Source organism: Wolbachia endosymbiont of Listronotus oregonensis, from assembly GCF_031205055.1.
In the GTDB taxonomy this organism is placed as follows: Bacteria; Pseudomonadota; Alphaproteobacteria; order Rickettsiales; family Anaplasmataceae; genus Wolbachia.
Window position 1 is genome coordinate 603,033 of record NZ_CP102118.1, and the last position, 25,969, is coordinate 629,001.

Annotated in this window: 26 protein-coding genes, 1 tRNA gene and 1 pseudogene; 11 read left to right on the forward strand and 17 right to left on the reverse strand. The window is 35.2% G+C overall.

What is annotated here, in order from left to right; all coding sequences use genetic code 11:
* Positions 1–2: 2 nt before the first annotated feature.
* The 5 genes from lpdA to tldD form a co-directional block, all read right to left on the reverse strand.
* On the reverse strand, positions 3–1,391 hold the full coding sequence (lpdA, locus tag NMD99_RS03050; RefSeq protein WP_253309340.1) for a dihydrolipoyl dehydrogenase: 1,389 nt from the start codon (positions 1,389–1,391) through the stop codon (positions 3–5).
* Complete coding sequence (locus tag NMD99_RS03055) at positions 1,384–2,493, reverse strand: outer membrane protein assembly factor BamB family protein (protein WP_309166755.1); 1,110 nt, start codon at positions 2,491–2,493, stop codon at positions 1,384–1,386. Before NMD99_RS03055 ends, lpdA begins: the two co-directional genes overlap by 8 nt.
* A gap of 284 nt (positions 2,494–2,777) precedes the next feature.
* Positions 2,778–2,930 (reverse strand): hypothetical protein, encoded by a 153-nt coding sequence (locus tag NMD99_RS03060; protein ID WP_265017427.1) that lies wholly within the window; start codon positions 2,928–2,930, stop codon positions 2,778–2,780.
* Positions 2,908–3,039, reverse strand: coding sequence for a hypothetical protein (locus NMD99_RS03065; protein WP_265017428.1), 132 nt, complete (start codon positions 3,037–3,039; stop codon positions 2,908–2,910). Before NMD99_RS03065 ends, NMD99_RS03060 begins: the two co-directional genes overlap by 23 nt.
* Before the next feature lie 565 nt (positions 3,040–3,604).
* Positions 3,605–5,023, reverse strand: a complete 1,419-nt coding sequence (tldD, locus tag NMD99_RS03070; protein WP_309166762.1) for a metalloprotease TldD — start codon at positions 5,021–5,023, stop codon at positions 3,605–3,607.
* Positions 5,024–5,085: 62 nt separating this feature from the next.
* On the opposite strand from tldD, the gene NMD99_RS03075 reads away from it, so the two are divergent.
* The 5 genes from NMD99_RS03075 (at position 5,086) to NMD99_RS03095 (ending at position 7,818) form a co-directional block, all read left to right on the forward strand.
* A tRNA-Leu gene (locus tag NMD99_RS03075) sits at positions 5,086–5,170 on the forward strand.
* Between the two features lie 70 nt (positions 5,171–5,240).
* Positions 5,241–5,714 carry a hypothetical protein gene (locus tag NMD99_RS03080; RefSeq protein WP_264688469.1) on the forward strand — a complete coding sequence of 158 codons (474 nt, stop codon included), beginning with the start codon at positions 5,241–5,243 and terminating at the stop codon, positions 5,712–5,714.
* Positions 5,715–5,795: 81 nt separating this feature from the next.
* Positions 5,796–6,179 (forward strand): hypothetical protein, encoded by a 384-nt coding sequence (locus NMD99_RS03085; RefSeq protein ID WP_253309343.1) that lies wholly within the window; start codon positions 5,796–5,798, stop codon positions 6,177–6,179.
* A gap of 152 nt (positions 6,180–6,331) precedes the next feature.
* Positions 6,332–7,039: a uroporphyrinogen-III synthase gene (locus NMD99_RS03090; RefSeq protein WP_264687969.1), complete on the forward strand. Its 708-nt coding sequence runs from the start codon at positions 6,332–6,334 to the stop codon at positions 7,037–7,039.
* Positions 7,039–7,818 (forward strand): exodeoxyribonuclease III, encoded by a 780-nt coding sequence (locus tag NMD99_RS03095; RefSeq protein ID WP_253309345.1) that lies wholly within the window; start codon positions 7,039–7,041, stop codon positions 7,816–7,818. Before NMD99_RS03090 ends, NMD99_RS03095 begins: the two co-directional genes overlap by 1 nt.
* Before the next feature lie 37 nt (positions 7,819–7,855).
* Here the strand turns inward: NMD99_RS03095 and NMD99_RS03100 are convergent, their stop codons facing one another.
* Positions 7,856–8,923, reverse strand: a complete 1,068-nt coding sequence (locus NMD99_RS03100) for a hypothetical protein (protein WP_406719585.1) — start codon at positions 8,921–8,923, stop codon at positions 7,856–7,858.
* Positions 8,924–8,982: 59 nt separating this feature from the next.
* The gene (gene polA / locus NMD99_RS03105) at positions 8,983–11,547 is read right to left on the reverse strand and encodes a DNA polymerase I (RefSeq protein WP_309166766.1); all 2,565 of its coding nucleotides are present in this window, start codon (positions 11,545–11,547) and stop codon (positions 8,983–8,985) included.
* A gap of 809 nt (positions 11,548–12,356) precedes the next feature.
* On the opposite strand from polA, the gene NMD99_RS03110 reads away from it, so the two are divergent.
* From NMD99_RS03110 to NMD99_RS03120, 3 genes are all read left to right on the forward strand, one after another.
* On the forward strand, positions 12,357–12,482 hold the full coding sequence (locus tag NMD99_RS03110) for a hypothetical protein (RefSeq protein ID WP_309166768.1): 126 nt from the start codon (positions 12,357–12,359) through the stop codon (positions 12,480–12,482).
* Positions 12,483–12,824: 342 nt separating this feature from the next.
* The gene (locus NMD99_RS03115) at positions 12,825–13,097 is read left to right on the forward strand and encodes a hypothetical protein (RefSeq protein ID WP_309166771.1); all 273 of its coding nucleotides are present in this window, start codon (positions 12,825–12,827) and stop codon (positions 13,095–13,097) included.
* Complete coding sequence (locus NMD99_RS03120) at positions 13,084–13,269, forward strand: hypothetical protein (RefSeq protein ID WP_309166773.1); 186 nt, start codon at positions 13,084–13,086, stop codon at positions 13,267–13,269. The genes NMD99_RS03115 and NMD99_RS03120 overlap by 14 nt, the downstream gene beginning before the upstream one ends.
* Before the next feature lie 16 nt (positions 13,270–13,285).
* On the opposite strand, the gene NMD99_RS03125 is transcribed toward NMD99_RS03120, so the two are convergent.
* The 8 genes from NMD99_RS03125 to NMD99_RS03160 form a co-directional block, all read right to left on the reverse strand.
* On the reverse strand, positions 13,286–14,536 hold the full coding sequence (locus NMD99_RS03125; RefSeq protein WP_253309349.1) for a citrate synthase: 1,251 nt from the start codon (positions 14,534–14,536) through the stop codon (positions 13,286–13,288).
* A gap of 111 nt (positions 14,537–14,647) precedes the next feature.
* Positions 14,648–14,917, reverse strand: a complete 270-nt coding sequence (gene rpsT / locus NMD99_RS03130) for a 30S ribosomal protein S20 (protein ID WP_006279236.1) — start codon at positions 14,915–14,917, stop codon at positions 14,648–14,650.
* 51 nt (positions 14,918–14,968) lie between these two features.
* Positions 14,969–15,694: a lysophospholipid acyltransferase family protein gene (locus tag NMD99_RS03135; protein ID WP_309166778.1), complete on the reverse strand. Its 726-nt coding sequence runs from the start codon at positions 15,692–15,694 to the stop codon at positions 14,969–14,971.
* 55 nt (positions 15,695–15,749) lie between these two features.
* Positions 15,750–16,736 carry a tyrosine recombinase gene (locus NMD99_RS03140; protein WP_309166780.1) on the reverse strand — a complete coding sequence of 329 codons (987 nt, stop codon included), beginning with the start codon at positions 16,734–16,736 and terminating at the stop codon, positions 15,750–15,752.
* The gene (locus NMD99_RS03145) at positions 16,726–16,896 is read right to left on the reverse strand and encodes a hypothetical protein (RefSeq protein WP_309166781.1); all 171 of its coding nucleotides are present in this window, start codon (positions 16,894–16,896) and stop codon (positions 16,726–16,728) included. Before NMD99_RS03145 ends, NMD99_RS03140 begins: the two co-directional genes overlap by 11 nt.
* A 213-nt stretch (positions 16,897–17,109) precedes the next feature.
* A complete protein-coding gene (locus NMD99_RS03150; protein ID WP_253309351.1) occupies positions 17,110–17,745 on the reverse strand; it encodes a DnaA ATPase domain-containing protein in 636 nt (211 codons plus the stop codon).
* Positions 17,746–17,874: 129 nt separating this feature from the next.
* Positions 17,875–18,948, reverse strand: coding sequence for an AI-2E family transporter (locus tag NMD99_RS03155; protein ID WP_309166782.1), 1,074 nt, complete (start codon positions 18,946–18,948; stop codon positions 17,875–17,877).
* A 49-nt stretch (positions 18,949–18,997) separates the two neighbouring features.
* On the reverse strand, positions 18,998–19,906 hold the full coding sequence (locus NMD99_RS03160; protein WP_253309353.1) for a PGAP1-like alpha/beta domain-containing protein: 909 nt from the start codon (positions 19,904–19,906) through the stop codon (positions 18,998–19,000).
* 84 nt (positions 19,907–19,990) lie between these two features.
* Here NMD99_RS03160 and NMD99_RS03165 point away from each other — a divergent pair.
* From NMD99_RS03165 to prmC, 3 genes and pseudogenes are all read left to right on the forward strand, one after another.
* A pseudogene (locus NMD99_RS03165) lies at positions 19,991–20,227 on the forward strand (2-C-methyl-D-erythritol 4-phosphate cytidylyltransferase); the annotation flags it as partial.
* A 77-nt stretch (positions 20,228–20,304) separates the two neighbouring features.
* Positions 20,305–21,318 (forward strand): 2-C-methyl-D-erythritol 2,4-cyclodiphosphate synthase, encoded by a 1,014-nt coding sequence (ispF, locus tag NMD99_RS03170; protein WP_309166783.1) that lies wholly within the window; start codon positions 20,305–20,307, stop codon positions 21,316–21,318.
* A 597-nt stretch (positions 21,319–21,915) separates the two neighbouring features.
* Entirely contained in the window at positions 21,916–22,755 is an 840-nt protein-coding gene (gene prmC, locus NMD99_RS03175; protein ID WP_253309355.1) for a peptide chain release factor N(5)-glutamine methyltransferase, read from the forward strand.
* A 194-nt stretch (positions 22,756–22,949) separates the two neighbouring features.
* Here prmC and NMD99_RS03180 read toward each other — a convergent pair whose 3' ends face one another.
* Together NMD99_RS03180 and NMD99_RS03185 are read right to left on the reverse strand one after the other, a co-directional pair.
* Positions 22,950–23,801, reverse strand: a complete 852-nt coding sequence (locus NMD99_RS03180) for a P44/Msp2 family outer membrane protein (protein ID WP_309166785.1) — start codon at positions 23,799–23,801, stop codon at positions 22,950–22,952.
* 122 nt (positions 23,802–23,923) lie between these two features.
* Positions 23,924–25,939: a type IV secretory system conjugative DNA transfer family protein gene (locus tag NMD99_RS03185; RefSeq protein WP_253309357.1), complete on the reverse strand. Its 2,016-nt coding sequence runs from the start codon at positions 25,937–25,939 to the stop codon at positions 23,924–23,926.
* Between the last annotated feature and the right edge of the window lie 30 nt (positions 25,940–25,969).

Consider the following 25,969-nt stretch of genomic DNA (forward strand, 5'->3'; position numbering starts at 1 on the left):
AATTATTTTTTAAAGAAAGCATCGATGCACGCATCTCGAAAGGCTTCATTTATATCAGGATGAGAATGACAAATTCTGTATATATCCTCTGCTGCTGCGCCATATGCCATTGCAACCGCTGCTTCGTTGATTAGCGTATCAGCGTATGCTCCTATGATATGCACACCTAGTATTGTATCTGCTCTGCTACAAGTCAGCACTTTCACGAATCCTTCAGCATCATCAGTGATTTTTGCTCTGCCGTTTGCAGCAAATTGACATTTACCAACTTTGTACTTATAGCCAGCATTTTTGAGTTCCTCTTCGGCTTTACCGATCGAAGAAACCGCAGGGTGAGTGTAAATGACAGATGGTATAATTTCATAATCAACGTGAGGTGACTGTCCTGCTATTATCTCTGCAACTGCCACTCCTTCTTCCTCTGCTTTATGAGCAAGCATTGCTCCACCAATCACATCACCAATAGCAAATATTCCTTTCACATTAGTTTCATATCTGTTGTTAACTTGAACGAAACCGCGATTATCTTTTTCTATTTTTTCATCAATACTAAGATTCTCAGTGCATGGTTTGCGTCCTGCTGCCACCAATACCTTATCCGCCTCTATAGTGTTTGTTTGATTATCTTTTACAGAGCAAACTTTCACACTCAAAGAGTTACTACTTTGTTTTATTCCCTCAACTTTAGTGCTAAGTAAAAATTTTATTCCTTGTTTTTGTAGACTAGAAAGTAGAGACTTACTTAATTCTCCATCCATTGCTGCAGCGATTCTGTCAAAAAATTCTACTACAGTGACTTCAGACCCTAGCCTCCTCCATACAGAAGACATTTCAAGCCCTATTGCCCCGGCTCCGATTACGACAAGTTTTTTTGGTACTTCAGTTAAAGACAATGCACCAGTTGATGAAATAATACTTTTCTCATCGATATTAATTCCTGGCAAAGAAATAACGTCAGAACCGGTTGCAATTACTATATTTTTTGTCTTCAGCACCTTATCTTCAACTGAAACTTCAAGATTACCTTGGTCAAAAGAAGTAATTTTCCCAAGTCCATTGATTTTAGTGATTTTGTGAAGGTTAAACAGATATTCTATACCTTTTCCAAGTTCCTGAACTCTGGCGTCCTTATAGCCTAGCATTTCTTTTAAATCGAAACTTGCATCCTTAATTTTTATGCCAAGCTTCGACAGATCATTTTTCGTGTGAGCATACTGATAGGAAGAATGAAGTAGTGCTTTGGAAGGTATGCACCCAACTCGCAAGCATGTACCACCAAAAATGCTATTTTTATCTATGCAGACAACTTTCAATCCAAGTTTTGCAGCAGCGATAGCACACTTATAACCGCCTGGACCACCACCTATAACAATCAGGTCATAATCAATCATAAAGAACAAACCTATTTTCTAAAGAATAAACACCATTTCCCTCAGTTGTTACATATATTTTATCGTGAGTAAACACTGGAGTGTGAAACACATTACCAGGTACTTTGATTACCTTTCCTGCACTTTCAGATCCAGGAAAAGCAAGCATTGAACCTTTATTGCTTGTCACCCACAGTGTATGGGCATGCACAATTGGAGCAAACAATTGCGTATTTTCTATTAAATCAGATGCCCAGACTGTTTCTCCATTTTTTATATCCAGGCCGATTATTTTATTATCTTCAGTTACTATAAAAATTCTTCCGCCTTCTTTTTGTTTCTCTACAGGAATAAGAGGACTATAATATGACTCAATGTCTGATACACTTTTTACTTGCAGTGACTTTGACCACAAAATATTTCCTGATTTCACGTCAATACCATAAATATAAGAATTGTTTGTAGCTATTAAAGTATCGCCAAGCACTCTCGGTGTAGTAGTTACATCTGTGAGCTGTGTATCCAAAAGGTTTGTAGCCAATTTTTGGCTCCACAATTTTTTACCGTCTTCATTAAAAGCTATTAACTCACCATTTGAAAATGGTGCTATTATTTTATCGTTAGAAATTGTTGGCGATATGGAATACAAACCTCGAACCTCATTGATACCGTTTTGATAAGCCCAAACGGAGCTGCCATCTTTTATATCAAACACGTACAGATAATTATCAATAGTCAATACTACCAATTTATTATTTATTACTGCTGCTTTCCCTCTTACTGGAGCTCTCAATTCTTTTTCCCACTCAATCTTGCCAGTTTTTGCATCTATTGCGTGTAAAGTGTTATCCACTATAAAGAAAACATTTTTTTCATAATGCGATAGGCTCATGTTACCAATTTTTTTCCTACGTGAGAGGTGTAATTTCCAATTCATAGCCTTTGAGTTATCAATATCAAAGGAATATAAAGCGCCGTGCTTGTCTGATAAAATAACGCTATCTTCTGTAAGCACTGGAGCTACATATCCTTGAGATAGTTTTTTATCCACTAGACTTATTCGCTCGCTTGCCATTGTGTAACTGCTACACAATAACATTATTATAACAATTATTACTTTCATTACTTAGTTGAGAACAAGATTTATTAATATACATACTAGAAATCTTAATCACAATGAAAATGTTCTTGTTGTACGTTGAAACATTGATTTATGAACAGAATATTATATTATTATGTAAAAATCATACTCTTAGAGGTAATACACCTCATCCACTATGCGGCAACGTGCATAGCTGTATGAACATTGAGATATAAAAGTAATTTATACCAAGAAGAAAGATGTCATCCAAGTAGCTTGACTACTTGGATCCAGATTGGATACTGAGTTGGAGTATAAAAGTATAGCTAACGCGAGCTCTGCGTCATACCGTGATTAATTCGCGGTATCTCAGCCGCTAACACATAGCGGGATGACAGCAATCCTACGTCATGCCGCCGCGAACCGTCATACTGCCGCAGATCGTCATACCGCGATTCATTCGCGGTATCTCTTAGCATAGATCCCGCTAACAAGCAGCGGGATGACGAGGTTATCGTCATGCCACCACGAACCGTCATATCGCCGCAGACCGTCATACCGCGATTCATTCGCGGTATCTCTTAGCATAGATCCCGCTAACACGTAGCGGGATGAAGGTTTTCAGGGTAGCTGTCATCCGAGTAGCTTGACTACTTGGATCCAGAAAACTTAACTTTAAATAAGTGGCTGCATAATAAAGACTAGATTACAGCGTCACGCGCTGGAATGACACCATTTTCGGTCTCTTAAATTGCTTTAGCTACAAACATTAAGAAATTTACCAAGCGGAAAAAAAGGCAAAAGAAGCCCCGTGGTGCGAGTTTTGACTCTATATTACTGTAAGTGGCGCTGCAATAATGTGCTAACGCTTAAAATAAGCGCGATTTGGCTGAATGTAGAAAAAATTTAAAAGACATGCAGCCGCTATAATTTTATGTAATCCGCCAAAAAATACCCTAAGTTTTTTACTGAATTTTGTCATTGAGCCTGCAGGTCAAAAACAAGTTTTAAGTCATAAATACCCTTATTGTCATAATAAGGAGGCTGGCGAAGTTTGTCAAGTAAGTTTTTTCGTTTCTGCGGGCTACTTGAATAACGGCTACAATGTTTGTACAATTGTTCGTCATGCGCTGGAACCCGTTTTAGCCCTTATCTATATCTCAGTTCCACCAACAGTTATTGCGTCGACTTTGAGTGTTGGTTGACCAACTCCAACGGGCACATTTTGTCCATCTTTTGAGCATGTGCCAACACCGGGGTCCAACTTTAAGTCGTTGCCAACCATGGATACTTTTTTTAGCACTGTTGGCCCATCACCAATTAGTGTTGCTCCTTTGACTGGCTGTGTAATTTTACCATTTTCTATTAAGTAAGCTTCTGAAGATGAAAAAACAAATTTCCCTGACGTTATATCAACTTGCCCACCACCGAAATTTACTGCATACAGACCTTTCTTTACGCTAGATATTATTTCTTCCGGCGTATGTTTCCCTGGTAACATATAGGTGTTTGTCATGCGCGGCATAGTAACTTCTTTATAACTTTCTCTTCTACCATTACCAGTTGGATTCACACCCATGAGTTTAGCATTCATATGATCCTGCATGTAGCCTTTGAGAATTCCATCCTCTATCAACACATTATAACTGGGTGGAGTACCTTCATCATCTATGCTAATAGAACCACGCAAATTAGGCAGAGTTCCATCATCAACTACTGTGATGCCACTAGCTGCTACTTGTTTACCAATAGAATTTAAAAATGCTGAGACTCCTTTACGATTAAAATCGCCTTCGAGTCCATGACCCACAGCTTCATGCAACAATACTCCCGGCCAGCCCGGACCTAGAATAACTGTCATTTCTCCGGCTGGAGTTGGAATTGCTTCAAGATTTACCAGTGCTTGTTCCAAAGCCTGGTTTGCAACTTCTTTCCACTTTTTCTCAGAAATAAACTTACTATAAGAATCCCTTCCACCGTGTCCTGCGGAGCCTCTCTCGGTACGGCCATCCTTTTCTACAATGACTAGCACATTAAAACGTACCAGAGGCCTGATATCGCTTAATCTGTGATCACCCTTTATTATTTGTACGACTTGCCATTCTCCACTTAGAGTTATTTTTACTTGCTTCACGCAGTTATTTTTGGACCTTACATACTCATTAACCTCATTGAGTAGTTTAATCTTTGAATTCAGATCCATTTCATTTGTAGGGTTAATCCTCGAATATAGGCTTTTTGTCTCTTCGTTTAAATTTATTGAATTTGTCTTGTTTAAAGACACTGAGCTTTTTACCATAGAAGCAGCATTACTAATTTCTTTTTCGCTAATCTCAGAAGAACAAACGAAAGATGTACTATCCTCACAAAAAGACCTTAAACCAAATCCCCTTCTGGTATTCAAATCCACGTGTTTTAATATGTTATCATCGAAAATCAGGGACTCCGACTGGCAAAATTCTAGAAACAGCTCACCACCATCGCTATTGCTCAAAGCGTTATTGACTATTTTATATACGTTATTAATATTAACATTGTTTTGAGCGAAAAATATTTGATCTAGATTTGGCATTACCTTTGAACTAAAAATTGTTTAAGTATATTATTTAACTTTAACATAGTAAACTATAAAAAGCCCGGGTGGCGGAATTGGTAGACGCGCTAGCTTCAGGTGCTAGTAACTTTTTAAGTTGTGGAAGTTCAAGTCTTCTCTCGGGCACTTTTAGCTTCCATATTGCTTGTTGAATTAATTAATGCTACAATATAACGTATTAGGTAATATTTATGCTATGTATGGTGAAAAAGATAAGTTAGCCTACAGAAAGAAGGTACGAACTTACTCGAAACGCTTAGTTACTACACTATCTACTGCTTCTTTTATTGGATATATAGCAGCATTAGCCTTTAGTATTCCTGTCTTAAGTCTGTATTTTAGTATTGCCGGCACTATATTAAGTGTACTTTCGTTTGCTTTAAATATATGGTCATTAAAGGATCATTTCCTACAGCAGAAGCAACTTGGTGTAGCAGGACAAAAAAAACTAACAAAGATCTGTCTTGATATTACATCTAACGTTTCGTTTTTAATAGGAGGAATTGCATCTATATTGCCTCTCGAATCTCCTATCATTCCTTTTGTTTCTACTGCCTTTTTTATTCTAGGCTGTACCTTTATGGCAGCTAATATCGTTCGGACTTTGATCAGCAAACCACAGGCAGAAAAACCTACTGATACCCTCTCTCCATCTGTAAAAGCAGTTTAAGTGTCAACAAGTTAACTTATTTGACTTGTATAGGAATATTAGCTATAATATTAATAGTTTAATAATAAAAGAGGTTAGTATATGGATTTTTTAAACAGTCACCCAGATTTTTTTGAGGATAATGCTTATTATGTAATATCTGAATATAATACGGATAATCGAGATCTTACAGATCTTAGTACATATGTAGTAGAACGTGATGCATATGAGAATTTGGTATTCAAAAACTTATATACATATATACGTTCCGATGGAAACGTACATAAAGATATAATGCTTAATCCAAAATCTTTACAAATAGAAGAGAGGATAGAAGATAGCAGAATCGAACAGTGTTATACAAATAACTATAAGATAGATAATGGAACTTTATCTTTAGATGAGAGAGAATTAGTATTCAATATAACTCCAGGTAAATGGAATGATTCAACAGAGTTCAATGTAATTAGCATTAGAAAAGTATAAGTGAATTTAAAGCTTAGTGGTAAATAGGGGACTGAGTATCCTTATTTCAACATCAATTACTTGAATAGTTGCTCAAGCCATCAAAATAAAAATTTTTATTCAGTAATTTGTGTATAAAGGGTACTATTTTACTAGTAGTGAAATAAATCAGAATGAAGTCTATTTTATTAACGAGGCCTTTATTGGATTCGTTCAATACAAGAAATATATTGAGAAAGTATGGATACAAAGTTTTTATAGAACCAGTATTCACAATAAAGTACTTAAATCCTGATATATCTGCGTACGAATTTGACGTTGTGATATCTACAAGTAAAAACAGTGTAAAGGCTTTTAGTCAAATATGCAAAGAGGATGACTTTCCGATTATTACAGTTGGTAATTCAACCATGCAGGCTGCAAAAAATTTGGGATTTTCTGATATAATCTCAGCAGACAGCAACGTTGATGGTCTGATATCATTCATAAAAGCTCATTATTCAAACGCAATAAAGTTCTTGTATATAAGGGGACAAGAAGTATCATGTGACCTAAAAAAGAGATTATCTGAAGAAGATTTTAATGTAAGAGAAGTTGTACTCTATAAAACAATTATAAAAAGGAGTCTAACTAATAGGTGTAAAAATTTACTGTTGGATGGTAAAATTGATAGTGTTGCTTTTTTTTCCTCACAGACAGCAAGGGTATTTTGTTCATTAGTTCTAAAAAGTGGGCTATCTCATGTGATGAATAATACAGTTGCATATACCATGAGTAAAAACATTGCTGATAGTTTAAGGTTAATCAAATGGAAAAAAATTATAACATCGAGGTTGCCTACTGGGGAGAGTTTAATTGATATAATTAATAAGGATTGTTGATGCTAAAGATTGCAACTTGGAATGTAAACTCCATACGTAAAAGAGTTAACCAACTTTGTAGTTTTATAGTTGACAGTCAGATAGATATAGTTTTGCTGCAAGAGATAAAATGTACGGAAGAGCAATTTCCTTATGTAGAGATAGAAAAGTTAGGATATGAATATGCTATCTATGGACAAGTTGCAAGAAATGGCGTTTGTGTTTTATCTAAATATCCGATACTGGAAAAATTAAAAATTGATGTTGTAGAGAGTCATCAAGAAGCACGTTATATAGAATGTGTGATAAAACACACCAATCATAAGGTAAGGGTAGGAAGTGTATACGTTCCAAATGGTCAAAGCCCAGACTCTCATATGTTTGAGTATAAACTCAAGTTTTTTGATAACCTATATGAAAGGATGAGCACTTTGTTGAAAAATGAAGAGTTAACTATTATAGCTGGCGATTATAATGTTGCACTGGATGAAATTGATGTTTTTGATTCAAATTTATTGAATGGCCAAGTGTGCTTTCATATAAAAGAACGTGAGAAGTTAAGAGCAATCTTGAATCTTGGGTTTAAAGACACGTTTAGAATATCCCACCCCAATTTGCAACAATTCACTTGGTGGCATTATCAAGGCAATTCACTCAGAAACAATCAAGGAATGCGAATAGATTATATGCTATTATCGCCACAAGCTGTAGATAAATTGGAAACATGCTACGTAGATGATAGATTGCGTAAGCTAGAAAACCCGTCTGATCATACTCCTGTTGTATGCGTTATAGAATAACAGTAGACCTCTTACACAACTCACTTTATTGGCAAACTCAGGTAGTCTTACTTGGTTGCTGCCCTGTGGTTTTTTGCTGATCTAAAGTAACTTGTTCAAGCACAGTAGACTGCTCACTCTTTTGAGTAAGTTGCTCCTCAGTTGTTACAGCAGGTTGATTACCCTGCCCAGTTTCATTAACTTTGGATCCTAAAATTTTACTAATACCATCAAGAATTTTCCCATCCCATCCTTCTTTTTTCTTTTCATCTCGTGAATGAGGGTTATATAAAGTACCTTTTTTGTCATTTGAAAAAAGAACCTCCACTCCCCCTTTTATGGCGAATATTGTACCAATAACGGCAGCAACTATCGCGAGTGTAGTAGGACCAAAAATTAATATTGAAGCAATGGAAAAAGAAATAGGAAGAAAAATCTTACGTAAGAATGCTGTTGCCATCTCTTCATCACTGAGTGGTGGTTCATCCTCTTCTTTTTTATCTTTACCTAAGAATGGTATTTTTTCTTTCACCCCATTCATAAAAGAGCTGGAAATATTTTTTGGGTCTATCTTTATTCCAAGCGGCCACCCAGCAAGCTTTATGAGTGAATCTTTAGCTTCTGTACCGCGTATATCAGCTACACATTCAGCTACTTCTTGCTTTATTTTGTCATTCTTTAAATTCTCTTCACTAGCTAAATTTTTTTCTCTAATTTTTTCAAATACGGAAAGTAAAAGCTGACAAAAGTTTTCTTCACTTAGTAACTTTATATCTTCTTGATTAATATTATTGAATATACCTTCATGATTTTTTGATATAAAAGTAAAAATTTTCTTTTCATTTCCATTCTGTAATCGCTCTAATCGTTCATCTAATGACTTCAGATCATCCTGTAATTCTTGTTTTTCTCGATCTGGAAGTTCTTCTTTCAATTTCTGTTCCTTCTTTTCTATTTCCTGTTTCGTTTGCTTTTTTAGATTTTCTAGAGTTTCTGGATTTTCTAAAGTATCTAGGAAAGCACGATAGATTAACTGGTGCTCCTCGTTTTTAAATTTAAAAACTTTCTCATCTTTGTTAGTTACCTGATTTGAAGGCTCCAAATTCTTTGTTTGTGGAGTTAATATTTTTGTCATAACTGAGTTACTCACATTTACTATACTTTAATTGTAGCATATTTTTCATATTAATTCAAATAATCTATACTCTTAGAATCCGCCATGTTTAAGTCATAATTAAGAGCCCAGTTGTTGCCAATTTTTATTTCTACTTCAAGTGGTATAGAAATTTCTATTGCATTTTCCATTACGTCTTTCATAAGTTTTGCTGTTTCTTGTACCTTTTCGTCTTCTACTTCAACCAGTAGTTCATCGTGAACTTGGAGGATTATTTTACCTACTTTTAACTGATCAAAAAGCTGAATCGTCGCACGTTTTATTATATCAGCAGCAGTTCCTTGCAGTGGTGCATTTATCGCTGCCCTTTCTGCAAATTGTCTTACATAAGGAATTGTATTGTTTATGTCTCTTACAAAGCATCTCCTGCCAAACAAAGTTTCTACATAACCATGCAATCTTGCGATAGACACTGCTTTTTCCATATAGGCCTTTATTTCTGGGTAACAGGAAAAATAGTAATTAATGTATTCAGCAGCTTCCGCAATGGTAATTCCAAGCCGTTTTGCAAGGCCAAACGGGCTGATTCCATATATAATTCCAAAATTAATGGATTTTGCTTTGCGTCTTAATTGCTCATCTATTTCTTGCACTCCAAAAACTTGCCTAGCGGTGATATCGTGAATATCTTGTCCGTTTGCAAAAGCTTCTTTAAATGCTGCAACGTTTGCAACGTGTGCCAGGAGCCTCAATTCTATTTGCGAATAGTCAGCAGAGATTATCTTGCACCCTTTTGGCACAATAAATGCTTGTCTGATAAGATTTCCCTCTTCGCTTCTGATAGGAATATTCTGTAAATTAGGATTGCTGGAGCTCAGCCTTCCAGTTGCAGTTGCAGTTATTGAAAAGCTTGTGTGTATTCTATCATCGAGCGGATCAACCTGTTTTATTAATGCATCAGTGTAGGTACTCTTCAATTTACTTGAATGTCGCCAACTTAAAATTTTACCTGCAATTTCTACCCCTTCTTCTTCGAGTGCCTCTAGAACTTCATAATTGGTGCTATACGATCCAGATTTTGACTTTTTCTTTTTATTAAGCCCCATTTTATTAAATAAAACATCACTTAATTGTTTTGGTGACGCAATGTTGAATTTCTCCCCTGCCAAATTATATATCTCACTTTCAAGTACAGCAATTACCTGCTGAAATTTATCGGACAGCTCCTGTAATTTTTGAATATTTAGCAATATTCCATTTTTCTCCATATTAAATATCACTTTCATAAGTGGCTTATCGAAGCGCTCGTAAATTGTGAACAATTTTTCCTGAAATAACCTTTGCTTTAGCTTTTCATGAATTGCTATTAAAGTTTTTGCCGAGAAAATTTCTGCATTTTCACTCAAATTATGCGCAACTATGTTTGGAATACTGTGATCATGTTTTCCTGTATCCAAGCTATACGACATTATCATCAAATCATCAACTGAATCTAGCATCTTCTCCACTGCAGGGAAGATTTTCCTCATCTCTTTAATGTTATGTATTATTTTAAGCACCCCATTTGAGAGTAAAGTTGAGTTGATTGTAATGAGTGCATTTTGTATGCTATCTTGCTCTATACAAAAAATATTACTTTCGCTATAAGATAGACTTAATACATTGTTTTCAAGGTGGTAATGAATTGCAATTTTGCCTTCATATCTACAATGCTCCAAAAATTTCTCTAACTCTTCACTACTATATTCTATTTTCTCTTTTGTGCTAGATCCATTATAGGAAAAAAGCTTTTCTATTTTACCTATTAAGGAATTGAATTCATACTTCTTTAAAAAGGATAATAGTTTTTCCATATTTGGAGGGCGAACTTCACATTTTGCAATATCATGTTGAAGGTCTACTTTTTCGCATAGTGATAAAAGTTCTCTTGAAATTAGCGCTTTTTCCTTATGTTCAGCAAGAATATTACGAATCCTCGTTTGCTCGATGTTATCAATGTTCTCTATAATATTATTCAATGAATCAAATTCATCTAGTAATTTAGCTGCAGTCTTCGGACCTATTCCCGGAACGCCTGGAATGTTGTCAGATGCATCACCAGTTAGAGAAAATAAATCAAGAAGCTTGTGTGAGTTTACACCAAATTTTTCTATTACTTGTTTTTCATCTATATATATATTTTTAATGGGGTCGAATATTAAAATATTGTGGTTCAAGAGTTGAAATAAATCTTTATCTGATGAAACGACTACCACTTTAAAGTCTTGGTGGTTGGCGTATTTTGCAGCTAGTGTTGCGATTATGTCATCTGCTTCATAACCTTCAATTTCTTCATAGCTGAGGTTAAAAGCTTCTACCGCTTCCCTCAGTATGGTGAACTGTGGAATTAGATCCTCAGGAGGCGTTACTCTGTTTGCTTTGTATTCAGGATATAAATTGTGCCTAAAATTCTTTTTTCCTGCATCAAGTGCTATAGTTAAGTAGTCCGAATGGGCAATGTACTTAAGAACCATATTCAGAAAGCCATATACACCACCTATTGGCATTCCTGTTGTGGTAATTAAGTGAGGTAGTACATAGTAAGCTCTGAAAAGAAAACCATAGCCATCGATGATTGTGAAAGTTTTTTCTTTCATTGTAGATATTTATGCGTGCTTTTGATGGTCCACTATTTAGCTGCGAAAATCAAGTTTTTGTTTTTCTGCTTTTGAGCATTGTAAGAGATTCTGCCGAAAATAGCATTCATGCATGGTTATACCAATTAGACTTCTTGCATAACCATATAACATTGGGAATAGAAACGAAAAAGCTACTTGACAAACTCCGCCAGCCCCCTTATCATGAAACTGAAGGTATTCAGTTATCTTCATCTGTGCAGATTAAACAGCAAGAAAACAACGTAGTTGGCGTCTTATTTTTAATTTTTTGCACTATGTGCACCTTATGTCTTCACAACATTTCTGGGTTTTTACCTATATAAGCTGAAACGCGCTTATAAGTCGTTTAAGACAGTATAGTACGCCAATTTGCAGGATTAGAGAGTGACAACTAGCTAACACGGGGTTTCTTTTGCCTTTTTTTCTGCTTAGTAAATTTCTTAAACATTTAAACTAAGGTGAGTTGCATTTAAAAGCAGCTAAATTGCAGTGTTTAAGACTTAAAAAACGCCAATGTTTTTAAATAGATATTAATCGGGGCTTCTTTTGCCTTTTTTTTTATTTGGTAAATTTCTTAATATTTGTGGCTAAACGACAATCGTCATCCCGCTGCTTGTTAGCGGGATCTAGAGATACCGCGGCGGTATGACGGTTCGCGGTGGCATCTCGTCATCCCGCTACTTGTTAGCAGGATCTAGAGATACCGCGGCGGTATGACGGTGTAGATGATGGTTAAGTAATTCGTCATCCCGCTGCTTGTTAGCGGGATCTAGAGATACCGCGGCGGTATGACGGTTCGCGGTGGTATGACGGTCTGCGGCGGCATGACGGTTCGCGGTGGCATCTCGTCATCCCGCTACTTGTTAGCGGGATCTGAGATACCGCGGCGGTATGACGGTGTAGATGATGGTTAAGTAATTCGTCATCCCGCTACTTGTTAGCGGCTAAGAGATACCGCGGCGGTATGACGGTGTAGATGATGGTTAAGTAATTCGTCATCCCGCTGCTTGTTAGCGGGATCTAGAGATACCGCGGCGGTATGACGGTTCACGGCGGTATAGTAACTCGTCATCCCGCTACTTGTTAGCGGCTAAGAGATACCGCGGCGGTATGACGGTTCGCGGTGGTATAGTAACTCGTCATCCCGCTACTTGTTAGCGGCTAAGAGATACCGCGGCGGTATGACGGTGTAGATGATGGTTAAGTAATTCGTCATCCCGCTACTTGTTAGCGGGATCTAGAGATACCACGGCGGTATGACGGTTCGTGGCGGTATGACGGTCTGCGGCGATATGACGGTTCGCGGTGGCATGACGATAAGCTCGTCATCCCGCTACTTGTTAGCGGGATCTATGCTAAGAGATACCGCGAATGAATCGCGGTATGACGGTTCGCGGTGGTATAGTAACTCGTCATCCCGCTACTTGTTAGCAGGTGAGATACCGCGGCGGTATGACGGTTCGCGGCGGTATGACGGTTCGCGGTGGTATGACGATAACCTCGTCATCCTGCTACGTGTTAGCGGATGAGATACCGCGAATGAATCGCGGTATGACGGTCTGCGGCAGTATGACGGTTCGCGGTGGCATCTCGTCATCCCGCTACTTGTTAGCGGGATCTAGAGATACCATGAATAAATCACGGTATGACGTGTTAGCTATACCTTTTTTCTACTTAGCTTGGGTTATACAAGAAGTCTAATGAAGTGAAAATAAATTTATTTACCAAAATAGAGTTGCCTTGGTCTACAGATCTTAGTTTCTTTATCATTTATCATTTCATACCACTGAGTAACCCAACCAGTGGTTCTTGCAAGTGCAAAAATAGGCGTGAACATATTTGAGGGAATATCGATAGCATTCATTATTATACCTGAGTAAAAATCAACATTTGGATATAACTTACGCACGATAAAATATTCATCCTTTAAAGCTATTTCTTCAAGTTTTTTTGCAATTTTGAGCAATTCATTATTTTGTTCTAGTTTACTTAGAACCTCATGACAAGCGTCTTTCAATATCCGCGCGCGCGGATCATAATTTTTATAAACACGATGTCCAAATCCCATCAATTTAAATGGATCTTTATCATCTTTAGCTTTTTCGATGAATTTATCTATATCTTCACTTTGCTCTATCTCTTTTAGCATATTTATAACTGCTTCATTAGCTCCACCATGTGCTGGTCCCCAAAGTGTAGCAACTCCTGCAGAGAGGCTTGCAAACAGATTAGAGCCAGCCGATCCCACCAATCTGACAGCCGCCGTAGAAGCATTCTGTTCATGATCAGCATGGAGAGTAAATATTTTATCCAGAGCTTTTGCAAAAAGGGCGCTTTTATCATTATCAACAGCATCGCCAAATATCATCTTTAAGAAATTTTCACTGTAACTTAATTCATTGTTAGCATTTATGAATTCCTGATTGTTGATATGCCTATAAATCATTGCAACAATTGCAGGAACTTGTGCTATTGCAGAAATTCCAAAATCTAAATCTTCACCATTGACATTGTTGCCATGTGTTTCATGGTAAGATGCTGACAAATTTGCAAAACATGCAACTAAAATCGACATAGGGTGAGCAGTTTTTGGAAATGCTTTGATTACATTTGTAACTTGCTCTGATACTTTGGATGATTCTTGTATTTTGAGAAGAAATTTTTTGTGTTGCTCTGAACTGGGTAGTTCACCATAGAGTAATAAATAAATCACAGCAGTAAAACTATTATTCTCTGCCAAATCAGCTATATCATGTCCCCTATATTTAAGAACTCCTTCATCTCCATCAATAAATGTAATCGAAGAAGAACATGAAGCTGTGGAAACAAACCCCGGATCATAAGTGAATAATCCTGTCGTCTTATATAAATCCTTGATATTTAACACGTCAGGACCTATTGTTCCACTTAATATGGGTAGCTCAATTTTTAATCCATTACTTAGTTCTAATAGCACTTTTTTATCCATCACTTAGTTCTAATAGCACTTTTTTATCCATCACTTAAGCTACTTAAATTTTATACAGAATATACAAACTGAAGAGTATATATTAATACAGTTAACTTTACATTAACCGTATTAAGCGGTCATCAATGCTTTTACTTTTGCATTTAAGCGACTTATTTTACGCGCAGCAGTATTCCTATGAATAACACCTTTATTCACACACTTGTGTAAATTAGATTCAGCATTCCGAAATGCCAGAACAACATTTTCTTTGTCGCCAGACTTGATTATATCAACCAATTTTCTAATAGCGGTGCGAGTTTTACTTTTCCGCATCTTATTTATTAAAGTGCGCTTTGCTATTACCTTTATCATTTTTTTAGCACTCTTATGATTTGCCATATATTAATACCTAAAATACTGTACTTTTTTTTTAATTATAAAGTTTTTTTGTTAATTTGCAATATCAGTTTTTTCTATGGTTAATCTACTGCTTCTCTCTTCAATAATTTTTTCTAAACTTTGCAAGAATTCATTTTTGTTTAACCCAGGATATATTGGGGGCAATATTTCTATTACTGCCTTTCCGGGATTCTTTCTCAGAGAAAGTATGCTTTTTGGCCAAAACAAACCAGTGTTTAAAGCAACCGGTAACACAGGAACAGATAATACGCTATATAAAGCAGCAATACCTGGTTGATATTTTATATTTTGGTTTATAGTCGTTCTTGTACCTTCAGGAAATATTATTATGCTTCTATTTTCTTTTATACGCATTTTTGCTAGTTTAATTATATGGCGTATAGAACTGATACCATCTGAACGGTTAATAAAAATCATTTTCAGCGCTATAAGATGTAAACCAATGAATGGAATCCATTTCAATTCACGTTTTAAAATAAAAACCGCTTTTCTAAATAGTAGTATAAAAATAAATGTTTCAAATGGAGATTGGTGTTTAGATGCAATGATAAAAGGTTGCTTAGGAATGTTTTCCATTCCCCTCACTTCATATTTAATGCCACATAATAAACGCAGCATGAATAATACAACTCTCACCGAACAGACGAGGAAAATGGTTATTACATACTCAGGAAAGAAAATTACAGGGAGAGCAATTGAAGTATAGAATACTTCCCATAATATAAGGAAGAAATTAAACAATAAACTTGAAATCACAAACTCACATAAACTTATTTGAATTTAACTTTACTACAAATTAAAAGCAATAAGTTTAATTATTGATCATCTGAGTAATAGGATGCGAATCAGCTAATTTGTCCTTTAACTTTTCGTTAGCAATATGAGTATATATTTGTGTTGTAGAAAGGTTAGTATGGCCAAGAACTTTCTGTATCAACACAATATTTGCTCCGCTATCCAGTAGATGGGTAGCAAAAGAATGCCTAATCACGTGTGGAGAGATCTTATTTTCATCAATATTGCATTTTCTTGCTAACTCCTTCATTAATTGACCGACCCTTTGCCTTGTAATTGGTTTATTAGGTTTATCACCTGGGAATAGCCAATCGGATTCCTTTTCGTTAGGGATCAGATTGTCACGAACTGATAAATAATTTCTAAGGCTCTGCAATGCTTGTTCATTAAAAAGAATTTGCCTCTCTCTACCACTTTTTCCTTTTATTATTATATAGCATTCTTTGTTATTACTGTTTATTAAATGTGACACTTCACATAACTTCATATCAATTAGTTCAGAAACACGCATTCCAGAAGAGTAAAGGATATCTAAAATCGCACATAGCCTTTTACTGCTTATCTCTTTATTCGATTCGCTTGCTGATTTTCTCACTGCGTCCATTAGCAAAAATATTTCTTCGACACTTAAATACTTAGGCAAAGGACGAGAAACTTTTGGATTCTTTAATTCAGCATCATTAGCCGGTGCTGGATTAAAATCTATTATTCCGTCATTAAATAGACGCTTATAGAAATTTTTCATAGCGGATATTTTTCTTGATATAGAGCTACTTTTATATTTTTTTTGTGTACATAGATATTTCACATAATCTTTAATATTGGTTTTGTTTACGCCAACCAAGGTAGTGCCGCTTTCTAATAAAAATTCTTCAAACTGGTGTAAATCCGAACGATAACTTTCCAGAGTATTTTGTGTAGCGGACCTCTCTGAAGCCAAAGCATCTATGTAATATGTTATGTAAAGATTTTCTTTTTTATTTTGCGACTGTTTATTTTTCATTATCAGCTCCTATATTTATTTCTTTGGCTATAATTTGATTGGAAGTGTTTCCTATGTGTCTTATGAGAAAATATGAGACAAATAAGGCATTTATCAATAGAGTGAACATCACAAACCTTTGCTTTAACCTTTTTTTTAAATTTAATCTTACTCTTATCATAGTTAAATTATAACGTCAAATCTATAAAAAACACCTTATAAAGTGAGCTCTACTATAAATATAGAATACTTCTTAGCTGTATCTATCTATATTTATTATAACATAACATTTATTATAATTCTAACATGGACAGATAGAGATTTCAATTACGTTAGTGTTATGGGTGTTAATAAATTTTTAATATATACAATGAGTACTTTACAAAAGAAGAAATCAAATGGCATCTTTTTTAAATAAAGTGCTAATAAAAGGAACGGTCACATTTGACCCTATAGATTCATTATCTATCTTCTCTATAATTTTATCAATGCTATAGAAAGAACGTTCTATTCTTGCTAAAATATAATTAATCACTTTTAAATCAATTTTTAACTGTTTATCTGAAAATCGTTTTATTAGCATGATTCTTAATAATTCTTCGCTTGCAGGCAAAATTTTTACGCTGATAGTTGATAATATTCGAGAACTTAAATCTCTTAGTTTGAAGTTAAGTTTTTTTGGCGAAATTGAAGAAGTGATTAGCAGCTTCTTATCATTTTCTTTCATGTAATTGTAACAATGTAATAACATTTCTTCATCTTTAATGTTTTGTACGTCTTCTAAAATAAAAGCATCGCTATACCTAATCTCGCTTACAAAGTTATTCACATTGATAAAAATTGCATCGTTTATTGACTGCCAAATATGAGCAAGATGAGTTTTACCAGAGCTTTTAGGTCCAAAAAGAATGAGAGATTTCCAAGATAAATCCTCAATTACTGAATTATATATGTGCTTATTTTCATCTAAGATGATGTAATTTTGCCGACTATAATCAGCTTGATTGTTGTTAAATAAATTTAATTGCACATTAAACCTCTTACGTAACCTCTTTCTGGTAGTAATTTTTGCGCAGAAATTTACTTACGCTCCTCAAATATCTCAGGTATTCTGGGCTCATTTCTCCTCTTACCATAAATTGATTATGCAAAAGGTCTGTTAGCCGTTTTTATAAAGCTCACTTTTAAAATATTTATTGATTGCATATTCTACTGATACATTGAACATTGCTATTATTGGAATAAAAAGTAATATACCTGTAAATCCAAAATATGAAGCGCATATAGTAATTCCCAGAATAATTACAGTTGGATGTATATGAACTTTTTTTCCTATTAATAAAGGAACTAATATGTTTGAATCTATTAATTGTCCAACACCAAATAATAGCAAAACGGCAGCACTTTCAAACCATTCACTAAATTGAGTAATAGCGCTCAAAAACCCAATAATGGTATATAATAATGGTCCTACGTAAGGTATGAACGTTAATATTCCTGATAAAATTCCAATAACAATAGAGTGTTTCAATCCGATTATGCTCAGGCTCACAGAGTAAAAGACCATCATGACAATACATACATTTACCTGCCCCTTTAGATAATTAGATATGATGAAATCCACTTTGGAAAAATAATTTGCAACTTTTTCTCTATAAGAAACAGGAATTAATTTATTAGCTTTTTCTATAATTAAAGGCCAATCACGTAATATATAGAAAAACACTACAGGAGTAATCACCATTAATGATACCGTGTGAATCAAGCTAAAGCTTGAACTTAACACTTGGATTATAAAGTTACTAGCAATATCAAGAGCATTTATGAAATAAGATACATAGTCGCTGTAATTTTCTGCTAGATTTTTAGATAAGTGATCAAATAAGCTATCCTCGATTTTTATATTAAGAAATTCTAATACAGAGGGGATTACTTTAAGTTTTAATGAAGGCACTTTACTCACTAAGAAATTTAATATTGAAGTAATTTGAACATATATAATAGGTAAAACAAATGTTATAACTAGTATAAAAGCTATTAATAAAACAAGTATTATAAAAATTACAGAACATGAACGCGGTACTCTATACTTTTCAAACTTGACTACTAGCGGATTAAACAAATATGCAATAACAATAGACATTAAACATGGAAAAATCATAGGACGCATCAGGAATAACATCCCTATTATAAAAAGCAGTATAAAACAAATAGTTATATGACGTTTTTGCATGCGTTTAGCATAGTCAATTTACTGAAAAATATACAGTTTATTGTAAATACTATCTATTCATTGTTTTATCAATTTTATTAAGTATTAGGTCAATCAAATTTTCACCCAATTCCCAACTAGATAAAACTCCGTTATGTGGATCATCTTCATACCTTTTCGAATTAACAATCTTGATCAATTTTCCACGTAGCAATACATCATTTTCTATTGCGTGCGCCAATTGTGCAGGTTGTGGTATTAAGTAATCTCTTTTGCTATTAATAACTATTATTGGCATATTCAATTTTCCCTCATCTCGCAACTTTCGTATATCGTTCACTAAATCAAAATCTAGATCTAAAGCCTTTAGCAATTTTTTAAAAATGGATGAGGGCAACATACTTAAAATTTTTGCTTGAGGGATCGGAAAATGCCCTATTGCTGTATGAAAAGAGCTGAAAGTGCTAGTAAAAATAACACTTCCAAGTTTAACGTTTTTGTCTGCAAAGTGCTTCAAAACTGCCGATGCAACTGCTCCTCCAAAGGAATGGCCAAAAAGTATAATGTTTTCAGGCCTCACACCCTTGTCCATTAATTCATTGATTTCTTCTATCGAGGGCTTAAGCAAACTTTGATCTCTATTTATAAAGGGAATAATAATAAGCATTACGGATAAAAAAATGCAAGTTAGAGCAGCTAAGCTTGCTAAACCAACTACTCCAGCTGTTATGGGGCTTATAAGTAGTAATATTGCAATGGGCGCTGATACAGATGCCACGAGGAACAAAAAGCTAACTGCAGCATAAGTTATGTAGTTTTGGAATATAGCCGGATATTTATGTGTATGAGCAATAGCTTTTAGCCTATTTCTGCCACATAAATGCTGTAAGCATTGTTGAGCATTTTTATGATTATCCCCTATTCCATGAAAGAATATAAGGTGTATCTCATTTTCTTTATTACACTTAGTAATGTGCATTCTAGCATCGTATTATATCTTATAAGATAATACACTCTTTTTTTAAAACTGTAAATAACTTGTTACTATACACTTACGCTGAAAATGATAAATATGCACACTAACAGACTTAAGAAATACAAAATAGCAGCATTAATAGTTGCAGCAGGAGTAGGCAGTAGATGCAGTAACACAATTCCTAAGCAGTATACAAAACTTGCAGGTAAATCTGTTTTATTTCATGCAATTAAAAGATTTCTGGCTAACCAATATATAGATTACATAAGAATAGCAATTAATAGAGACCATGAAAGTTTTTATAGGGAAGCAATGGATCTCTTATCCAACCATTATTTAAGTGAAAAATCAGCAGTACACTCCTTCCAGCGCGTGACGCTGGAATCTAGAAAAAAGAAAGTATGGATCCAAGTAGTCAAGCTACTTGGATGACAGGAGGTGTAGATACTAAATTACTAAGTCCAATATATGGAGGAGAAAACAGGCAAAATTCAGTTAAACTAGGGCTTGAAAGCTTACAAAAAATTAACCCAGATTTTGTAGTTATACACGATGCTTGTAGGCCTTTTGTGTCAGATGTTCTGATAGATAACTTGGCTCAGTCCATGATTAATGATCAATATACAGGAGTAGTACCAGCAATAGAAGTCGAAGACACTATGTCATTGGTGGGTAATAATTTCGTTGAATCTACGATTTCAAGAGGAAAACTCAGAGCCATACAAACTCCTCAAATTTTTAATTTCAAAGAATTATTATCGTGCCATCAATCAGACAAAGAATTTACTGACGATTCATCACTAATGGTAGAGCACAAAAAACATGTTGCGATTATTAAAGGTGAGAAAAGCAATTTTAAGTTAACCACAAAAGAGGATATCAATATGGCAAAGCTTCTCTTTGAAGAGCCAAAATTTCGTGTCGGAACTGGTTATGATATACATAAGTTCATTAAAGTTCAAAATGGTGCTGAGAGCTTTATAAAAATTTGCGGTGTGAAAATTGAACACAACATGGCAATAGAAGCGCACTCTGATGGTGATGTTGCAATACATGCAATCGTTGATGCAATACTCGGAGCACTGGGATGTGGCGACATAGGAGAGCACTTTCCTCCTAGTTCCTCTGAATGGAAAGATTGCAATTCATCTCACTTTCTTGACTTTGCTGCTAAAAAAGCAAAGGAAAAAGGGTACAGCGTGTCTAATTTAGATATTACTATAGTTTGTGAGGAGCCTAAAATATCGCCTTACAAAGTAGAAATGAAGAAATTCATATCAAAAGCATTAGAGATTGATGATGAATTCGTAAATGTCAAAGCAACCACTGCAGAAAAATTAGGTTCTCTTGGAAGAAATGAAGGAATAGTAGCATATGCTTCTGTGTTATTGCATACAAACTTTTATTGGGAATAGAAACGAAAAAACTTCCTTGACAAACTCCGCCAACCCCCTTATCATGAAACTGAAGGTATTCAGTTATCTTCATCTGTGCAGATTAAACAGCAAGAAAACAACGTAGTTGGCGTCTTATTTTTAATTTTTTGCACTATGTGCACCTTATGTCTTCACAACATTTCTGGGTTTTTACCTATATAAGCTGAAACGCGCTTATAAGTCGTTTAAGACAGTATAGTACGCCAATTTGCAGGATTAGAGAGTGACAACTAGCTAACACGGGATTTCTTTTGCCTTTTTTTCTGCTTAGTAAATTTCTTAAACATTTAAACTAAGGTGAGTTGCATTTAAAAGCAGCTAAATTGCAGTGTTTAAGACTTAAAAAACGCCATACTTGAAAGTATAATGTAAGTAATTAGCCAACCACGGGGCTTCTTTTGCCTTTTTTTTCATTTGGTAAATTTCTTAAATATTTATAGCTTATATCTAAAATAATACCTTGTATCTTTTTTCTGTTTAGGTTATGCAAGAACCCATGCTTGACACTTGGATTTAGTGCAGCTACCCTAAATTGGAATTGCTATTCTTGGCTGAAAGGAACACATTTTTAGAATAATGAAAACAATCAGCACTTTAATTCAAGAAGGATCGGAGTTATTATCGTCACATAAAGTTGAATCACCACATTTAGATTGTGAAATCATCATGCAGCACGTACTTGGAGTGGAAAGATCATTCATAATTATGAACCATGCTGATCAAGTGCCGATGGAGAAAGAACTTTTATTTTGGAAATTAACAAAAAAAAGAGCGGAAAGATATCCAATATCGCAAATAATAGGTAATCGTGAATTCTGGAGTAAAAATTTTATAGTTAACCAGCATGTTTTGGATCCAAGACCAGATAGTGAAACAATAATCCTAGCAGTGTTAAAATATTACCCAAATAAAAAGCAGAGACTAAAAATTGCAGATTTTGGTACAGGCACAGGTTGTTTATTGATATCCGTACTTAGTGAGTATGAAAATGCCGTTGGGATCGGTTTTGAAAAAAGCTTGGAAGCATACAAAGTTGCCTATCAGAACACAAAGAAACATAATCTTCTCAGCAGAGCCAAAATATTTCCAAGCTCATGGACAGAGTGCAGAGGTTCATTCGATCTTATAATCAGTAATCCTCCATATATTAAAAGAAGCAAATTGAAAGACCTGCAAGCCGAAGTGCAAAAGGAACCAAGAATTGCTCTTGATGGTGGAATTGATGGTTTAAACTGTTACTTGAGTATTTTTTCAATATTAAGGAGGTGTCTTAAAAAAAATGGGTTTGCGATATTGGAGATAGGTGAAGATCAAAATGATATTGACAAAATAATACCCTCATACAAATTAGCTTTTCAGGAATATGTACATGATTTGGCAGGAATGAAGAGGTGCATTGTTGTGCAAAAAACATAGCTAATGTTTTCTTGTATTATCTCCTTCATCCCATATTATCCTATGTCATTCCAGTACCCTCTACCTCGTCATCCCAGTACCCTCTACCTCGTCATCCCAGTGCGTGACACTGGGATCTATATTTAACTAGATCCTATGGTCAAGCCATAGGATGACAGGAACGGTTTTATGCATTTTTTAAAAGGGCAACATGTTTAAGCTTTGCTGGCAAAGTGGAAAGTAAGGCCAGCCTCTATGCCGTGTGTATGAAAAAAGCCATTCTGTATGGTAGTAGATACTTGATTATCACCTGTTTGTTCAACCATTTTACCTTTTGGCTTACCTGCGCCATTATTAAAATTGGGATCCCACTTTGAGGTTTCTAGTTTGAACTCACTGCTACCAATAGCACCAAAACCTCTATATCCAATATGCATATTTACATCTTCGTTTATGCGATAATCAAGGCCAGCTTTTAATTGACCTGCGGGTCTTATTGACGATTTTTCAAACATTTTCATTCTTGTTGCACCGACTCCAATACCAACGTAAGGAGAAAAAGAGAAACGGTCACTTTTCCAATGATGATAAACATTTGCCATTAAAGACGCGTTTTCTATCTGGTCATGATTGACTATTGCTTCATATCTCTCTTCTGGGTTAGCTTTATCCTTTATGTAGGATATTGTTATCTGGCTGCTTGCTAAACCAATATTATCCACTTTTACAGAAGAATACATTCCTTCCAATTCAGCTCTGTAGCTATTGCCATTCAATTCCCCTGTATAACCAAGTGCCACATTTGCAGCAAAAGGTGGATTATAATCTCCTTTATACTTACTTAGTGATTGACCTTCTGTATTCTGAGCACTCCTGTCATTTACAGATACATTATTGGCAGCTGTAGCAGCAGTATCTCCAATTTTTGCTTTCAACTCACCCATGTAATTTAAATATTGACCGTAATACCCACTGCCAAAGTAAAACCCTTCTGTTTCACTTGCAAAAGATTGTTGTGACAACAGCAAAGCAAGTGCTGTAACCGCTAATATTTTTTTACTAATCATTACTACTCCCCTAGTTAAAATAGCTAATCTAATACTAATTAATTAAAAATGGCTTAATATGAAAAACCTAATTATTTGCATAACTTGCACTTTTCTGAGCTAAAAATAGGCAAAGTTAACCTTTATTTTTGATCATTTTTTAATTTATCGTCAATATCCTCATCTTCAAATTCATCCTCCTCGTCTTCGTCATCAAACCCATCATCGCTCCTCTCGTCATCAAACCCGTCATCATCATCTTCAAACTTATCGTCAATATCTTCATCATCAATATCTTCGTCTGCAAATTCATCTGATTCATCATACACTGCATCCTCTGTTTTAGTTTCAGCAGGATAATCAGCAGCGCTAGGCCCCTCAAGAGCATTATTCCCCTCGTTATTAACCTTATCTTTGCTCGCAGCAGCAGAAAGAACTTTGTTTGGGTCATATGGTTCTTGTGTAGGCACACGAGTTTGCTTGAGCAGTCTTTTTGTGAAGGTGCTATCACTATAGTACAAAATTTTCTTTGATTTAATTGGGTAAGTTGACTCTATTAAAATTATCTGATCGTCGCGTGGCAACATAATAACTTCTTGAGGCAATAGCAATGCCCTCTGTGTTTCAGAGATATGCAACGACCTTGAAGCAGGATTTAAATCTAAAAATTTAGGCTTATTCAACGATTCTTGTTGTACAGTTTTGTTTCCTATAAGTTGCGATATTAAATTAGCTGTTTCAATATTATTGGCTGCAAAAGTTATTCTGTAAGTCGAGTTTGACAAAAAGGAGTTCATTCCTGCTTCTTCGTATATTCCTTTGAGCTGCTCAGTATCTTGAACAATTAAGAATAACCTAACTCGATAACCACGAAAATATGCAATACCTGTTTGAAATTGCTCCATTTTTCCAAGTGTAGGAAACTCATCCATTAAAAACAATACGCCATAAGGCTCGTCATCCGATGGCAATTTTCTACATAAAAACTCAGTTGCCTGTTGGTAAAAAACCTGCATTAAAGGCCTGAGCCTAGTCAAGTTGTCAGGAGTTAAACCAACATAAACTGTAGTTTTCTTCTTTTTAAAATCTAAAATATTAAAATCACTTGACGCAGTTGCAGTATCAATCAATGGGTTTGCCCACAATTCAAGCGATGAGTTCATAGTTGATACAACACCCGACCTTTCTTTATCAGCTTTTTGTAAAAAAGCTGCAATATTCATATATGCTACAGGGTGTAGTATTTTACCCATTGTATCAAGAGCAACAGCAAGATTATAAACTACGTCATCACTACGCATCGTACGCACAACTTCACCAAAAGATTTAACTTTCTCTGGTGCAGCAAGTAAGTATAATACCACTCCAACAAATAAGCTTCTTGCTTCATTTTGCCAAAAGTCTTGTTCAGGCATGATGAGGTTAGCTATTTTTTGCACATCGTCAACCATCTGCCCAGGTTTTTTACTAATCCATTGTAATGGATTGTAACAGTGACTTATTCCATCTGGCTGCGCTGGATTCCATACGTATACTTTTTGTCCTTGTCGTTCTCGCCAACCACTTGTTATTTCATAGTTTTCTAATTTTATGTCGTGTACAATTACCGAGTCAGTCCAAAATAATAAATTAGGAATTACAAAGCCAACACCCTTACCAGAACCTGTAGGTGCAAATAACAATGCATGCTGAAACCCATCAGCAATAAAGTATCCTCTTTTATCTTTACCAAGCAATAATCCCTTTTTGCTTCTTAATCCTGCTTTTCGTATGTCTTTCTCTGATGCCCACTGCGAGTCTCCATGAAGTGATTCTTTCTTTTTAAATGGTCGCCACTCAATTATCCTTTCTCTTAAATTCCATAAGATAATCATTAAAACAACAATAGGCATTGTAGAAGATAGAATTAATTTTAATTTGAGCTCAAGGCTATATAACTCTGGGTGGTGCCAACAATATTGTATATGATCAAAAATCGTTGGCCAAAGAGCTTGAGGGAAAGGCGTCAAACTAGGATTAATTGCCTTAAAATCCACAGCATCCGGACCGTCAACTAATAGAAAGAACAATATACCAGATAGATAGAAGCAAAACTCAAGTACGCTAAAAGCTACTACACCTCCTATGAGAATATTACGTAGGTGATTTCCATTACTCATAAACTACTCTTTTTTAACTTATGTATAAAT

Bases quoted from the DNA above. Each gene is read 5' to 3' on its own strand.
- lpdA (WP_253309340.1), bottom strand. From the start codon at position 1,391: ATGATTGATTATGACCTGATTGTTATAGGTGGTGGTCCAGGCGGTTAT.
- NMD99_RS03055 (WP_309166755.1), bottom strand. From the start codon at position 2,493: ATGAAAGTAATAATTGTTATAATAATGTTATTGTGTAGCAGTTACACA.
- NMD99_RS03060 (WP_265017427.1), bottom strand. From the start codon at position 2,930: ATGCTAAGAGATACCGCGAATGAATCGCGGTATGACGATCTGCGGCAG.
- NMD99_RS03065 (WP_265017428.1), bottom strand. From the start codon at position 3,039: ATGCTAAGAGATACCGCGAATGAATCGCGGTATGACGGTCTGCGGCGA.
- tldD (WP_309166762.1), bottom strand. From the start codon at position 5,023: ATGCCAAATCTAGATCAAATATTTTTCGCTCAAAACAATGTTAATATT.
- NMD99_RS03080 (WP_264688469.1), top strand. From the start codon at position 5,241: ATGTATGGTGAAAAAGATAAGTTAGCCTACAGAAAGAAGGTACGAACT.
- NMD99_RS03085 (WP_253309343.1), top strand. From the start codon at position 5,796: ATGGATTTTTTAAACAGTCACCCAGATTTTTTTGAGGATAATGCTTAT.
- NMD99_RS03090 (WP_264687969.1), top strand. From the start codon at position 6,332: ATGAAGTCTATTTTATTAACGAGGCCTTTATTGGATTCGTTCAATACA.
- NMD99_RS03095 (WP_253309345.1), top strand. From the start codon at position 7,039: ATGCTAAAGATTGCAACTTGGAATGTAAACTCCATACGTAAAAGAGTT.
- polA (WP_309166766.1), bottom strand. From the start codon at position 11,547: ATGAAAGAAAAAACTTTCACAATCATCGATGGCTATGGTTTTCTTTTC.
- NMD99_RS03110 (WP_309166768.1), top strand. From the start codon at position 12,357: ATGACGGTTCGCGGTGGTATGACGGTCTGCGGCGGCATGACGGTTCGC.
- NMD99_RS03115 (WP_309166771.1), top strand. From the start codon at position 12,825: ATGACGGTTCGTGGCGGTATGACGGTCTGCGGCGATATGACGGTTCGC.
- NMD99_RS03125 (WP_253309349.1), bottom strand. From the start codon at position 14,536: ATGGATAAAAAAGTGCTATTAGAACTAAGTAATGGATTAAAAATTGAG.
- rpsT (WP_006279236.1), bottom strand. From the start codon at position 14,917: ATGGCAAATCATAAGAGTGCTAAAAAAATGATAAAGGTAATAGCAAAG.
- NMD99_RS03140 (WP_309166780.1), bottom strand. From the start codon at position 16,736: ATGAAAAATAAACAGTCGCAAAATAAAAAAGAAAATCTTTACATAACA.
- NMD99_RS03145 (WP_309166781.1), bottom strand. From the start codon at position 16,896: ATGATAAGAGTAAGATTAAATTTAAAAAAAAGGTTAAAGCAAAGGTTT.
- NMD99_RS03155 (WP_309166782.1), bottom strand. From the start codon at position 18,948: ATGCAAAAACGTCATATAACTATTTGTTTTATACTGCTTTTTATAATA.
- NMD99_RS03160 (WP_253309353.1), bottom strand. From the start codon at position 19,906: ATGCACATTACTAAGTGTAATAAAGAAAATGAGATACACCTTATATTC.
- ispF (WP_309166783.1), top strand. From the start codon at position 20,305: ATGGATCCAAGTAGTCAAGCTACTTGGATGACAGGAGGTGTAGATACT.
- prmC (WP_253309355.1), top strand. From the start codon at position 21,916: ATGAAAACAATCAGCACTTTAATTCAAGAAGGATCGGAGTTATTATCG.
- NMD99_RS03180 (WP_309166785.1), bottom strand. From the start codon at position 23,801: ATGATTAGTAAAAAAATATTAGCGGTTACAGCACTTGCTTTGCTGTTG.
- NMD99_RS03185 (WP_253309357.1), bottom strand. From the start codon at position 25,939: ATGAGTAATGGAAATCACCTACGTAATATTCTCATAGGAGGTGTAGTA.